Source organism: Myxococcus qinghaiensis (assembly GCF_024198215.1).
In the GTDB taxonomy this organism is placed as follows: domain Bacteria; phylum Myxococcota; class Myxococcia; order Myxococcales; family Myxococcaceae; genus Myxococcus; species Myxococcus qinghaiensis.
In genome coordinates, this window is the sequence record NZ_JAKCFA010000006.1 from 128,163 (window position 1) to 141,298 (window position 13,136).

General features: G+C 70.4%; 11 protein-coding genes. 8 read left to right on the plus strand and 3 right to left on the minus strand.

From position 1 onward, the window contains the following. Positions 1-14: 14 nt before the first annotated feature. The 6 genes from LZ199_RS12610 (at position 15) to LZ199_RS12635 (ending at position 6,157) form a co-directional block, all read left to right on the plus strand. Positions 15-1,784: a M61 family metallopeptidase gene (locus LZ199_RS12610; RefSeq protein ID WP_253993921.1), complete on the plus strand. Its 1,770-nt coding sequence runs from the start codon at positions 15-17 to the stop codon at positions 1,782-1,784. A gap of 12 nt (positions 1,785-1,796) precedes the next feature. Continuing rightward, positions 1,797-3,251: a B-box zinc finger protein gene (locus tag LZ199_RS12615; protein ID WP_253993922.1), complete on the plus strand. Its 1,455-nt coding sequence runs from the start codon at positions 1,797-1,799 to the stop codon at positions 3,249-3,251. A gap of 43 nt (positions 3,252-3,294) precedes the next feature. Further along, positions 3,295-3,678, plus strand: coding sequence for a carboxypeptidase-like regulatory domain-containing protein (locus tag LZ199_RS12620; RefSeq protein WP_253993923.1), 384 nt, complete (start codon positions 3,295-3,297; stop codon positions 3,676-3,678). Between the two features lie 270 nt (positions 3,679-3,948). Further along, positions 3,949-4,833 (plus strand): ribonuclease HII, encoded by an 885-nt coding sequence (locus LZ199_RS12625; RefSeq protein ID WP_253993924.1) that lies wholly within the window; start codon positions 3,949-3,951, stop codon positions 4,831-4,833. Further along, the gene (locus tag LZ199_RS12630; RefSeq protein WP_253993925.1) at positions 4,830-5,465 is read left to right on the plus strand and encodes a hypothetical protein; all 636 of its coding nucleotides are present in this window, start codon (positions 4,830-4,832) and stop codon (positions 5,463-5,465) included. The genes LZ199_RS12625 and LZ199_RS12630 overlap by 4 nt, the downstream gene beginning before the upstream one ends. 62 nt (positions 5,466-5,527) lie before the next feature. Next, entirely contained in the window at positions 5,528-6,157 is a 630-nt protein-coding gene (locus LZ199_RS12635; protein WP_253993926.1) for a histidine phosphatase family protein, read from the plus strand. A gap of 283 nt (positions 6,158-6,440) precedes the next feature. Here LZ199_RS12635 and LZ199_RS12640 read toward each other — a convergent pair whose 3' ends face one another. The 3 genes from LZ199_RS12640 to LZ199_RS12650 form a co-directional block, all read right to left on the minus strand. Continuing rightward, a complete protein-coding gene (locus tag LZ199_RS12640) occupies positions 6,441-7,796 on the minus strand; it encodes an aminotransferase class I/II-fold pyridoxal phosphate-dependent enzyme (RefSeq protein ID WP_253993927.1) in 1,356 nt (451 codons plus the stop codon). Between the two features lie 283 nt (positions 7,797-8,079). Then, a complete protein-coding gene (gene acs, locus LZ199_RS12645) occupies positions 8,080-10,035 on the minus strand; it encodes an acetate--CoA ligase (RefSeq protein WP_253993928.1) in 1,956 nt (651 codons plus the stop codon). 67 nt (positions 10,036-10,102) lie between these two features. Beyond that, positions 10,103-10,582, minus strand: coding sequence for a hypothetical protein (locus LZ199_RS12650; protein WP_253993929.1), 480 nt, complete (start codon positions 10,580-10,582; stop codon positions 10,103-10,105). Between the two features lie 69 nt (positions 10,583-10,651). Here LZ199_RS12650 and LZ199_RS12655 point away from each other — a divergent pair, with 69 nt between their 5' ends. Both LZ199_RS12655 and LZ199_RS12660 read left to right on the plus strand, forming a co-directional pair. Next, the gene (locus LZ199_RS12655) at positions 10,652-11,074 is read left to right on the plus strand and encodes an NUDIX domain-containing protein (protein WP_253993930.1); all 423 of its coding nucleotides are present in this window, start codon (positions 10,652-10,654) and stop codon (positions 11,072-11,074) included. Positions 11,075-11,090: 16 nt separating this feature from the next. After that, positions 11,091-13,112: a site-2 protease family protein gene (locus LZ199_RS12660; protein ID WP_253993931.1), complete on the plus strand. Its 2,022-nt coding sequence runs from the start codon at positions 11,091-11,093 to the stop codon at positions 13,110-13,112. Positions 13,113-13,136 lie beyond the last annotated feature (24 nt).

Sequence of the window (13,136 nt, forward strand, 5' to 3'; positions counted from 1 at the left end):
AGAAAGGCCCGGCCATGTCCCCTAGCGTCCGCTACCGCGTCACCCTGCCCCGGCCCCACTCGCACCTGGTGGATGTGGAGGTCACCTTCCCGGCGGGCCCCACCGTCCTGGAGGCGCTGATGCCGGTGTGGACACCGGGCAGCTACCTGGTGCGCGAGTTCGCGCGGCACGTCCAGGACGTCACGGCGACGACGCAGGAGGGCGCGCCGCTGACGGCGCGGCGCGTGGACAAGCGGACCTGGCGCGTGGATGCCGGGGGCCATGCCGTCACGCTGCGCTACCGCGTCTACGCCAACGAGCTGACGGTGCGAACCAGCCACGTGGACGGCACGCACGCGTACCTCAACGGCGCCACCGTGTTCCTCTACACGGAGGCCACGCGCGGCCTGGAGCACCACGTCACGGTGGAGGCCCCCCAGGGCTGGAGCACCTTCTGCGCGCTGGGCCAGCGCGGCGGCGCCTTCATCGCGCCGGACTACGACACGCTGGTGGACAGCCCCTTCGAGGTGGGCCCCCACACGCCGCTGAGCTTCACCGCGGCGGGCGTGCCGCACGACATCGTCGTCTGGGGAGACACGCCTGCGGACCCCGAGCGGCTGTGCACGGACTTCCAGCGCCTGTGCGAGGTGCAGGCGCGCCTCTTCGGTGGGCTGCCCATGCAGCGCTACCTCTTCCTGCTCTACCTGACGGACAAGGGGCGCGGCGGCCTGGAGCACCAGGCCAGCACCGCCCTGCTCTTCCCGCGCACGGCGCTGTCCACGGGCCGGGGCTGGGAGGACTTGCTGACGCTGGCCGCGCACGAGTACTTCCACCTGTGGGTCGTCAAGCGGGTGAAGCCCCGGGCGCTGGTGCCCTTCGACTACTCGAAGGAGAACTACACCTCCCTGCTGTGGGCCTTCGAGGGCACCACCGCGTACTACGACAACCTCATCGTCCGGCGCGCGGGGCTGATGTCCGCGCAGCGCTACCTCACGCGACTGGGGGAGACGCTCACCGCGCTGCACTCGACGCCGGGCCGGCGCACGCAGACGCTGCTGGAGGCGTCGCTGGTGAGCTGGGTGAAGCACTACCGGCCGGACGAGAACTCGCCCAACAGCGCCATCTCCTACTACCTGAAGGGCGAGGTCGTCTCGGCGCTGCTGGATTTGGAGATCCGCCGGGCCACCGGCGACGCGCGCGGGCTGGATGACGTGCTGCGGCTGTTGTGGCGGCGCCACGGAGACGGCTCCGGAGTGACTGAGGACGGCGTGGAGGCGGCGGCGAGCGAGGTGGCGGGGGTGGACCTGACGCCCTTCTTCGACCGGGCGCTGCGCACCACGGAGGAGCTGGACTACTCCGTCCTGGCGCACGTCGGCCTGGAGCTGAGCTTCCGCACCCGGGAGTCTACGAGCGACCGCGGAGGCACCCCTCCCAAGGGCAAGGAGTCCAGGCCGAAGGGCTGGCTGGGCATCACCCTCAAGGGGAGCGCCACGGTGGCCACGGTGCTGGACGGCTCGCCGGCGCAGGAGGCGGGGCTGTACGCGGAGGACGACGTGGTGGCGCTCGACGGCTGGAAGACGGACGGCGCCGCGCTGATGAGCCGCTGCGAGGACCGCAAGCCCGGGGACACGGTGCGGGTGACGGTGTTCCGCCGCGACAGGCTGCTGGAAGTCCCGGTGGTACTGGGCGCCAAGCCCGCGGAGGCCGTGTGGCTTTCGCGCGTGGACAAGCCTGGCGACGCGCAGAAGGCCGCGTACCAGGCCTGGCTCGGAGCCCCCTGGGACGAGGCCCCCGGCACGACGTAGGCTGTCGGGCAGATGCCCGCCTCCGCCGCCCCGTCCCGCTGTCAGCGACATCCCAAGGCCCTCGCCGGCTGGCGCTGCCAGTCATGCGGCGCGGCGCTGTGCCCCGAGTGCGCCGTGGGGCGCCGCATCCAGACGGTGGAGCTGGTGGGGTGCGGCCTGTGCGGCGGTGACGCACAAACCCTGAGCATCCACCGGGGCGTGGTGCCGCTGTCGCACCGACTGAAGAGCGCCTGGCGCTACCCCTTCTCCACCGCCGGGCTCCAGCTCCTGGTGGCGCTCAGCCTGTTCCTCACCGGGGTGAGCTGGCTCACGGAGATGTCCTTCCTGTTGATGCGCGCGCCCCTCATCGCGCTCTACGGGGGCCTGTTCTGGGCCACGTTCTTCGGCCTGGTGCGGGAGTCCGCGCGCGGCGACACGTCGCTGGACATCCCCGACTTCAGCGACGTGTTCCGCGACGCCATCGTCCCCGGCCTGCGCGGGCTGATGGTCTTCGTGCTCGCGAGCGTGCCGGCGCTGGCCTACGGCTACCTGGCCCACGGCGCCACCCACGCGACGCTGGACGCCTTCGCCTGGTTCATCCAGTGGAAGCCGCCGCCGGGCCTCGTCTCAGACCCGGTGTTCTGGGGCCTGCTGCTGCTGGGAGGCCTGTGGCTGCCCATGGGGCTGCTGCTCGCCGCGACGGACCAGCCGCCGTGGCGCATGCTGGACCCGCGACTGGTGCTCGGCCTGGCCCGGGGCCTGGGCTCCGACTACCTGCTGACCACCGCCACCCTCGCGGCGCTGGTGCTGCTCCAGGGCGTGGCCCATGCCGTGGCAGGCGGGCTGCGCGCGCTGGAGTGGCTGGTCATCTCCCGCTTCCTGGCGGAGTGCGTCACGCTCGTCGTCCCCTTCCTCGCGGCGCACGTGCTGGGCCTGCTCCTGTACGTCCGGGGAGACCAGGTGGGCTACGCGGCTGCTGGGGACTACATGGAGCCCGTGCTGGGGAGCACCCGGCCGCTGCGGGACGCGCCCTCGCTCCATGCCATGGGGGGCTTGACGGGGCCCGACGCGGAACTGGCTTCGCCTCTGGAGGAAGCCGGAGCGGCACGCCTGGGCGCCACCGAGCAGCTCTCCTCCCTGGCAACGGCGGTGGAGGCGCGCGACGTCCCCCGGGCCCTGGAGCTCTATGCCGTCCTGGAGCAACTTCCCTCCTCGCGAGTGCCCTCGGAGCACCACCTGTTCATCGGGCAGGCCGCGGCGGTGGAAGGAAACTTCCCACTGGCCGTCACGGCGCTGGAGCGGGCGGCGGACGTGGCGCCGGATTCCCCCACCGCGCCCCGCGCCCTGGTGATGCTGGCGCGCGTCCTGGGCGAGCGGATGAACGACACGGCCCGCGCGGAGGAAGTCTACCGGTACGTGCTGCACCGCTATCCCGACACCAGCGCCGCAAGGTACGCAGGTGAACGCACGAGGCTCACTTCGGACTGAGTCAAGTATTGCCGCGCGCGCCGGCCATCATCACATTCCTCGCATGATTCGGGTGCGTGGACTCTCATGGCTCATCGGACTCAGCCTGCTCGCGGGATGTGATGACGCGCCTCGCATGGAGCGCGGCGTCGACGACTGCGAGGCGACGCTGATGGCATTGCGCGTGGCCGTCGTCTCGGCGGACGGCGCGCGGGTGCGTGGCGCCACCGTCACCGCCACCAACCTCACCTCCAACGCGAGCGTCTCCGGCGTCACCGACGGCGACGGCGTCACCACCGCCGTCAACGAGCGGCTCGCCCCCAGCCCCGTGCGGGTGGTCGCCACCGCCGGCTCCAAGGTGTCGCCCGCATCCCGCGTGGAATGGGTGTGTGACACCTGCAACTGCGTACCTGAACCGGCCGAATTGACGCTGGAGCTGAGTCCGTAGGAACTCATCTGGCCTCCAACTTCTCCGGGATTCGCGAGGATTTCCTCGGGAGAATGCACCGGGGAGGTTGAATTGAGCCGGTCGCCTGCGGTACGGCTGTCAGCATGCGTCAGACCCGCATGCCCGCCTCGTCGCGTCATTCCCCCGTCCTCGGAGCCACCCGCCAGTCGGGCGCTCCCGTGTGTACGGCGGTGGGGACGTGTTGTGGTGGGAACCGCGTTCCCCCATCGGGGAGTCCTACCGTTCCGGTAGCCGCTCGGGTCCGCAAGCATGTCCATCGATAGCCGGGAACAGTGGCTGCAGTGCGCCCTCGGTGAGCTGACCGAGCGCTTCGTCACCCAGGCGAACCCCGTTCCGAATGGCCTGTTGGAGGCGCTCGACGCGGATCCGCGACGGGGCGCCCAGGCGCTCGCCCGGCGCATCCGGGCCCGCCAGGAGAGGAACCGCTCCGAGGGCCAGCGGCTGCGCCACCTGCTGCGCTTCGAGACGGAGCTGTGGGAGCAGGGGCACACGCACATCGCGGGCGTGGACGAGGCGGGCATGGCACCGCTGGCCGGCCCCGTCACCGCCGCCGCGGCGGTGCTGCCCAAGAGCTACCGGCTCAAGGGGCTGGACGACTCCAAGAAGGTGCTGGACGCCGAGAAGCGCGAGGCGCTCGCGGTCGCAATCAAACGCGACGCCGTCGCCTGGGCGGTGGGCCACGCGGAGGTGGAGGAGATTGACCGCCTCAACATCTACCACGCGGGGTTGCTGGCCATGCGCCGCGCGGTGGAGGGCCTGGGGCTCAAGCCCGACTACGTGCTGGTGGACGCTCGGACGATTCCGCAGTGCCCCTCGCCCCAGCGCGGCATCATCAAGGGCGACACGCTCTCCATGAGCATCGCGGCGGCCTCCATCCTGGCCAAGACGACGCGCGACAAGCTGATGGCGGAGCTGGATACGCGCTACCCGGGCTATGGCCTGGCGGAGCACAAGGGCTACCCGACGGCGCGCCATGTCCAGGCGCTGAAGGAGAAGGGCGTGCTGCCCATCCACCGGCGCAGCTTCGGCCCGGTGAGAGAAGCGCTGGGTCTGGTGACGGCGCCTTCCGAAACTTCCCCCGTGCAGGCGGAGCTGTTCGCCGCCGTGCCGTCTCCCACGAGGAGAGAGTCATGAGCACGGACCGAGACATCGACGGCTGGCTGTCGGACCGAGGAATCACGCTGACGGAGACGCGCGTGCGCGCCCGCAGCGTGCTGGAGGATGCGGGCCTCACGCGTCCGGGCAAGGTGCGCATGAGCGAGCCCAAGCTGCTGAAGGCGGCGGAGGTGCTCGACGGGCGCTTCTTCCCCGTGTGCGCGGATGGCGCGTGCCTCAAGGTGGCGCAGGCCAGTGGCCGCGAGCCGCTGCGGGTGGAGCCTCGCAGCCACTGCGCGCGGTGCGGAGGTTCGGCCAACCACCGGGCGGAGGTCGCCTTCGTGGAGACGTGCAACCGCCTGGGCGTGCGCAAAGTGGTCGTGGTGGGCGGCTCTCCGGCGGTGCGCGAGGAGCTGGAGGCGAAGCTGGGCCACCACATCGACCTGCGCATGGTGGACGGCACGGAGCGGCGCACGTCGGACCGGGCCCGGAGTGATTTGGAGTGGGCGGACCTGGTGCTGGTGTGGGGCGCCACGGAGCTGCACCACAAGGTGAGCGGGCACTACACCCATGGAGGCCCGGCCTACAGCCGCAAGGTGGTCCACGTGGTGCGCCGGGGTGTGGCGGCGCTGCTGGAGGAAGGCATGACGCACATGGAGCGGGCGCGCTGAGCCGCTGACACGTCACGCACGGAGTCCTTGAACTGCCTGGGGCCTGTCGTCAGGCTTCGGGCATGAAGACCGAGCTCATCCTGCTGCGGCACGGCGAGACGGAGTGGAACGCCCTGGGGTTGCTCCAGGGCCACCGGGACAGCCCCTTGAGCGCCGAGGGGCTGCGTCAGGCAGACGCGCTCGCGGCGCGGCTGGCCACTGTCTCCTTCAGCGCGCTGTACAGCAGTGATTTGGGCCGGGCCGTGCAGACCGCCAGGCGCATCGCGGCGAGGACGGGGCATCAGGTCCACGCGGACGCGCGGCTGCGGGAGCGCGGGCTGGGAATCCTGGAGGGGCTCACGCGGGAGGAGGCGAACCAGCGCCACCCCGAGGTCTTCGGGCCGTACTCCAGCAACGCGCCGGACTACGTCGTCCCCGGAGGAGAGAGCACGTCCCAGCGCCTGGGCTACGCGGTGGAGTGCCTGGGAGAGGTGGGCAGTCGTCACCCCGGGGAGCGCGTCGTCGTCGTCACTCACGGGGGCGTGTTGAGCAGCTTCTTCCGCCACAGCCTGGGGATTCCGCCCAACACACCGCGCGCCTTCTCGGTGCTCAACGCCTGCTGGAACCAGTTCGACTACCACCAGGGCGCGTTCCGCCTGGTGACGTGGGGCGATATCACGCACCTGCGCTACGACAGCCTCGACGACACCTGAGCGTCACGTCTGGCTTCGTGGGGCCGCACGAAGCCGCGCACCTCGACACCCGGCGCGCGCGATTCAGAATCAGCACACCCGCCCGACTCGGCACGCGGGCATCAGAGCTCAGCGCGCATGCCGGACTCGGCGCGTGCCGTGAACTCAGCACACCCTCCCGACTCGGCACATGCCTCGAACTCAGCACACCCGCCCACGCGGCGCATGCCTCGAACTCAGCGCGCTTGCCCGACTCGGCGCGTGCATCGAACGCAGCACACCCGCCCGACTCGGAGCGAGAGACTCAGACCTCGGCGCGCTTCCCGGTCTCGGCGCGAGCCACCCGTAACGGACTCGGCTGAGGCGCGGCGAGCAGTGCCTTCGCCTCTTCGACGGCGGTGAGCACCACCTCGGCGCCCTGCTTCATCTGCTCCACGGTGTGCGACGACATCACCTGCATGCGGAAGCGGGACTCGCGGATGCGCACCGCGGGGTACTCCACCAGGTTGGGGAACACGCCGCGCTCGAACACCAGCTTGGATGCGACGCGCGCCACCTTCGGGTCGCCCAGCGGCACCGGCACCACGTTGGACGGCTCGCCCAGACACTTCACCCCGCGCTCGGCGAACGCGGCGCGCAGCGCGAGGATGTTCTCCATCGCCTTCGCGCGCAGCATCGTCCCCTCCTCCGAGCGGACGATGCGCAGCGACTCCATCGCCACCGCGGCCTGAACGGGCACCAGCGCGTTGGAGAAGATGTGCGGCCCACCCATGACGCGCACGAACTGGCGCACCGCCGCCGAGCGCGTCGCCACGAAGCCACCGTTGGACGAGAACGTCTTGGAGAAGGAGCCCACCACCAGGTCCACCTTCCCGAGCAGGCCCTGCGCGCCCAGGCTGCCCGTCCCCCGAGGCCCCAGCGCGCCCAGGTCGTGCGCCACGTCTACCAACAGCGTCGCGCCGAACTCGTGACAGATGCCCTGGAGCTCCTCGATTCGAGGCACGTCCGAGTCCATGGAGAACAGGCCCTCGGTGACGACGAGGATGCCGTTGGCCGTGTCGGTGGCGCGCAGCTCCTGGAGCTTGCGGCGCATCGCGCGGTTGTTCAGGTGCGGCACCCGGCTCACCTTCTGCGTCGCCGCATTCGCTCCCTGCTGGAGGCTGGCGTGAGACAGCGCGTCCAGCACCACGTGGTCCTCCGGACGCACCAGCCCGGCGATGGCGCCGAAGCCCGCGCCCCACCCCGTCGCGAACAGCGCCACATGCGGCATCTCCAGGTGCTCCGCGAGCGCCTGCTCCAGCTTCAGCGACGGCGCCGTGTTGCCACCGAACATCCCGGAGCCCGCGCTGTGCACGCCGAAGTCACGGATGGCCCGGTGCGCCGCCTCCACCACGGACGGATGCGTCGACAGCGCCAGGTAGTCTTGCGAGCCGAAGTTCAGCCCCTGCCGCGCAACCCCTGTCTCGCTGCGCACGCCACACTCCGCCGTGGGCGCCCCCTCCAGGCTCCGCGAGTACGGCCACAAGCCACTGCGCCGCCGCGACTCCTGCCACTCGAAGAACGCCTCCGTGCGACCCAACAGGTCAGGCCCCGTCGGGTGCGTGTAATTGGCGATGAAATGGGTGAACAGCGGCGAGTCGAGCTGATCGCGGAGATCCATGAACACATCCGAGGGGGGAGGGATGACGACGCGGAAGAGAACCTGGGGCGTCGGCTCGGGGGGGGTCGAGCGCGGCCTTTAATGCCCCTGCAAACTTCCAGTGTCAACAACTCCTCAACACCTGAATATTTCGGATTATGAGCGCGGGTTCAACTTCGCACGTCGAGTGAAATCCAGACGGTGTCCGACCTGAGTGGTTCCCCTTATGACACCCGAGTTCCCACGTCCCATCGAGGAGGGCGGGGCTCGGAGGGAGCCCCCACCCTACCCGTCGGGTGTGTGGCTATTCGTCGTTCTGCTGGAGCGAGGCGAGGACGTTGAGGTCCTCGAGCGTGGTGGTGTCCTGGGAGGACTTCTTGCCCGCGGCCACGTCGCGCAGCAGGCGGCGCATGATCTTCCCGGAGCGCGTCTTGGGCAGCGCCTCCGCGAAGCGGATCTCATCCGGCCGGGCAATCGCGCCAATCTCCTTGGAGACGTGCTGGGCCAGCTCCTTCTTGAGCTCGGGGGACGGCGCGTGGCCCTGATTCAGCGTGACGAAGGCCACCAGCGCGGTGCCCTTCAAGTCGTCGGGGCGGCCCACCACGGCGGCCTCGGACACGCGGGTGTGCGAGACGAGGGCGCTCTCCACCTCGGCGGTGCCCAGGCGGTGGCCGGCCACGTTGACGACGTCATCCACGCGGCCCATCAGCCAGAAGTAGCCGTCCGCGTCGGTGCGCGCGCCGTCGCCGGTGAAGTACTTGCCGGGCAGCTCGCTGAAGTACGTGCGCACGTAGCGCTCCGGGTCGCCGTACACGGTGCGCAGCATGGAGGGCCACGGCTGGGTGACGAAGAGCAGGCCGCCCTGCCCCTTGGGCACCACGTTGCCCTCGCGGTCCAGAATCTGGGCGTGGATGCCCGGCAGGGGCAGCGTGGCGGAGCCGGGCTTGGTGGGCGTGGCGCCGGGCAGCGGCGAAATCATGATGGAGCCCGTCTCCGTCTGCCACCACGTGTCCACGACGGGGCAGCGTCCGCCGCCGATGACGTCGCGGTACCACATCCACGCCTCGGGGTTGATGGGCTCGCCCACGCTGCCCAACAGGCGCAGCGAGGACAGGTCCTTCTTGCGCGGGTGCTCGTCGCCCAGGCGCATGAAGGCGCGGATGGCGGTGGGCGCGGTGTAGAGGATGGTGGCCTTGTAGCGCTCGATGATGTCCCAGAACCGCTCCGGCCCGGGGTGCGTGGGCGCGCCCTCGTAGATGACCGTCGTCGCGCCGTTCATCAGCGGCCCGTAGACGACGTAGCTGTGCCCCGTCACCCAGCCCACGTCGGCGGTGCACCAGTAGACGTCCTCCTCGCGCAGGTCGAACACCCAGCGCGTGGTGAGCGACGCCATCACCGAATAGCCCGCGGTGGTGTGCAGCACGCCCTTGGGCTTCCCGGTGGAGCCGGAGGTGTAGAGGATGAACAGCGGGTGCTCGCTCTCCACCCACTCCGGCTCGCAGGTGTCGGACTGGTCCTTCACCAGCGCGTCCCACGCGACCAGCTTCGGGTCGTTCAGCGTCAGCGAGTCGCCCGTGCGCCGCAGCACCACCACCTTCTCCACGGTGGTCATGTTCTTCAGCGCGCCTTCCACGTTCTTGAGCAGCGGCACCACCGCGCCCTTGCGCCAGCCGCCGTCCGCGGTGAGCACCACCTTGGCGCCCGCGTCGTTCATGCGCTCCTGGAGCGCCTCCGTGGAGAACCCGCCGAACACCACCGAGTGCACCGCGCCGATGCGTGCGCACGCCAGCATCGCCACCGCGGCCTCGGGCACCATGGGCAGGTAGATGCCCACGCGGTCACCCCTCTTGACGCCCAGCGACTTGAGGCCGTTGGCCAGCCGGTTCACCTGCGTGGCCAGCTCTCCGTAGGTGATGCGGCGGCGGTCTCCGGGCTCGCCCTCGAAGAGGATGGCGGGCTTGTCGCGGCGCGTGGCGAGGTGCCGGTCCAGGCAGTTGTAGGCCAGGTTGGTGCGCCCCTCGACGAACCAGCGCGCGTGCGGCGGCTTCCAGTCCAGGACTGTCTTGAAGGGCTCCTTCCAGTACAGCTCCTCGCGAGCGCGCTCTCCCCAGTACTTGTCCGGATTGCTGGCGGCCTCGTCCCACAGTCGCTGGTAGTCCTCCATGCTCCGCAAGTGGGCGCGCTGGGAGAACGCCTGGGGCGGTGGGAAGACGCGGGACTCGGTCAGGACCGAGTCAATCTGTTGGTGCGTTTCAGCCATGGGCTCCTCCACGGAGTGGGCGACAGCCCCTCTGTTCTAGGAACCCGCGAGCCCAGGCTCAAGCGCGCTATTCGCAGCGCTTCGCTTCCTTGACGGCTTCAAAACGCATCCACAGCTCGCAGGCGCACTCGGCGGGCCGCTGTGTCGTCTCGTAGCGCACGCGCATCACCCCGTCGAAGCGCGTCGCGCACGTCGTCGTGGCGTCGATGTGGATGTTGGCCTCGTCGAGCAGGCACTCCTGTCCCCGCACCCTGGCCGACGCATTCACGATGGTGCCATCGATGGCGAAGTCGTCGCCCTCGGCGAGGAAGTAGCCGATGAGCTGCATGTCGAGCAGTCCGAAGTCCAGGCGCACGACACGCCCCGTGACTTGGAGGGCACCGTGGAACTGGCCCTGGTTGGCGGGGAACAGTCCGCACTCGTCGCGGAAGATCTCCACGGGAGTGAATTCGTATTCCCCCCCGTCCTGGTTGAAGGGCAGACAGCCCGACATGGCGCTCACGAGGAGGGCGGGCAGGAGCAGGCGGAAGCGTCTCACGGTGGACACGGGGCGCACCATACTCCACGGACGCATCGAGTGAAGTACGGACGTGGCGGTCGGGTTAGAGTGGGGACCATGCCCGAATACCGCAACCCCACACCCACGGTGGACTGCATCATCGAGCTGCCCGGGGAACGCATCGTCCTCATCCGTCGCGCGAATGAGCCCATCGGCTGGGCGCTGCCGGGCGGGTTCGTGGACGAAGGCGAGCCGCTGGATGCAGCGGCCATTCGCGAGGTGAAGGAAGAGACGGGGCTCGACGTGAAGCTGGTGGAGCAGTTCTTCACGTACTCGGACCCGAAGAGAGACCCTCGGAAGCACACGCTCTCCACGGTCTACATCGGCACGGCGGAGGGCGAGCCGCAGGGCTCGGATGACGCCGCGGAGGCGCGCACCTTCACGCTGGACGCGCTGCCGACCGACTTGTGCTTCGACCACGGCACCATCCTCTCCGACTACCGCGCGTACAAGCGGACCGGACAGCGGCGGAAGTTGTAGGGAGCGCCAGTCCCGGATGCACTACGCACTTGTCCTGCTCGCCCTCGGGGCGCTGTTGGCCCTGCACGAGCTGGGGCACCTGGTCGCCGCGCGGCTGCTCGGCGTGAGGGTGCCTCGGTTCGTCTTCGGGTTCGGCCCTCCGATGGCGTCCTTCCGGCTGGGAGGGACGCAGTTCGTCGTGGGCGCGGTGCCGCTGGGCGCCACCGTGCACATCCAGGGGATGAATCCGCACCGCGCGGACGCGGACGAGGCCGTGAGCTTCCGGGCCATGGGGCCTCTGCGACGCGCGCTCATCATCCTGGCGGGGCCGCTGGCCAACTACCTGTTCGCGTTGGGGGTTCTCTTCGCGCTGTACACGTCCGGCACGCACGTGGTGGTGCCGCTGACGGTGGGCACGGTGCGGCCCGGCTCGGAGGCGGCGCGAGCACAGCTGCTTCCGGGCGACCGCATCGACACGGTGGACGGGCAGCCGCTGCGCACCTGGACGGAGTTCGTGGAGAAGGTGGCGGTGGGCGTGGGCCGCACGCTGGAGCTGCGGGTGAACCGGCACGGGGAGTCGCGCACGGTGAGCGTGCGTCCCCGCGCGGATGAGCGCGGCGAGGGACGCATCGGCGTGAGTCAGCAGTACGTCTATCGCTCGCATGCGCCGGGCGAGGCGCTGGGCCACGCGTTCGTCCACACGATGAACCTCGCGTCGGAAGGCGTGGCGATGTTCGCGCGGCTGGTGCGTGGCGGCCAGCCGCATGGAGGCCCGACGGGGCCCGGGGCGCTGGTGCGGCAGGAGTCGTCGGATGCGGCGTCCTCGGGGGTGGACTCGGTGCTGCGGGCCCTGGTGGCCGCGTCGATGGCGCTGGCGTTGCTGACGCTGTTGCCGGTGCCCGGGTTGGATGGTGGGCGGGTGCTGTTGCTGATGATTGAAGTGGCGAGCGGTCGGAAGCTGCCGCCGCGCGTGGAGACCGTGGCGCAGACGGTGGGCTTCCTCGCGATTTCAGCGGTCATCGTCGCGGTGGCCGCCGCGGAGATTCGAGGCGCGGTGCCCGAGCGCTTCAGGTGGGGCACCCAGTCCGCCACGGCGACGGCGCCGGTGACGGGAACGCCCTCCACCCCTGGGACGGGCGCGCCTGCTGTCACGGGCTCGACGACGTCACCCCCTGGCACCGGAGGAATCGCCGCACCTGTCGTCGCGGGCCCTGGAGGTCCGATGGTGCCGGGGGTCGCTGGAACAGGCACGCCTGCCGTCGCAGGAGCAGGTGCGCCCATTCCATCTGGTGTCACCGGTGCGAGTGGAGCGGTTGCACCTGCTGTGACTGGCGCGAGTGGAGCGGTTGCGCCTGCTGTCGCGGGAGCTGGTGCGCCCGTTCCGCCTGCTGTGACTGGCGCGAATGGAGCGGTTGCGCCTGCCGTCGCAGGAGCAGGTGCGCCCATTCCATCAGGTGTCACCGGTGCGAGTGGAGCGGTTGCGCCTGCTGTCGCCGGAACGGGTGCGCCCATTCCACCTGCCATGACTGGCGTGAGTGGAGCGGTTGCGCCCGCTGCGACTGGCGAAAGTGGAACAGCCTTGACCGGTGTGGTTGCGCCTGCTGCCACCGGTGCAGCCGGTCCCTCGGGCCCGGGCGGCCTCATGCCCGCTGCCGGCGGAACCACTCCTTCCTCCGACGCGGGAACGACAGGCTCCGTCTCACCCGCCATCACCGCGCCAGGTGGGCCGAGTGCCCCCGCGACAATCGAAACGAATCCACCCTCCACCACCAAGGGCGGACCTGGGGCGCCTGGAACCACCGCCCCCCAGGGGCAGAACGCTCCGGGCGCCGCCACGCCTGGCGGCTCGAGTGCCCCCGCGATGAGTGGGAAGAATGTCCCGCCTGCCGCATCGACAGCCGTCGGCACGACGGCCCCTGCACCCGCGCCCGAGTCTCCCCCGAGAACAGGCGCCCCCACATCTCCAGGGCCCGCGGGTCCGACGCCCCCCGCGACACCGTCCCCGAGCGCCCCGCTCCCCACGGGCCCGGCTGGAGCGAGCGCCCCTACGTCCCCGTGAACTGGCGGGCCGGGAGAACCCCAA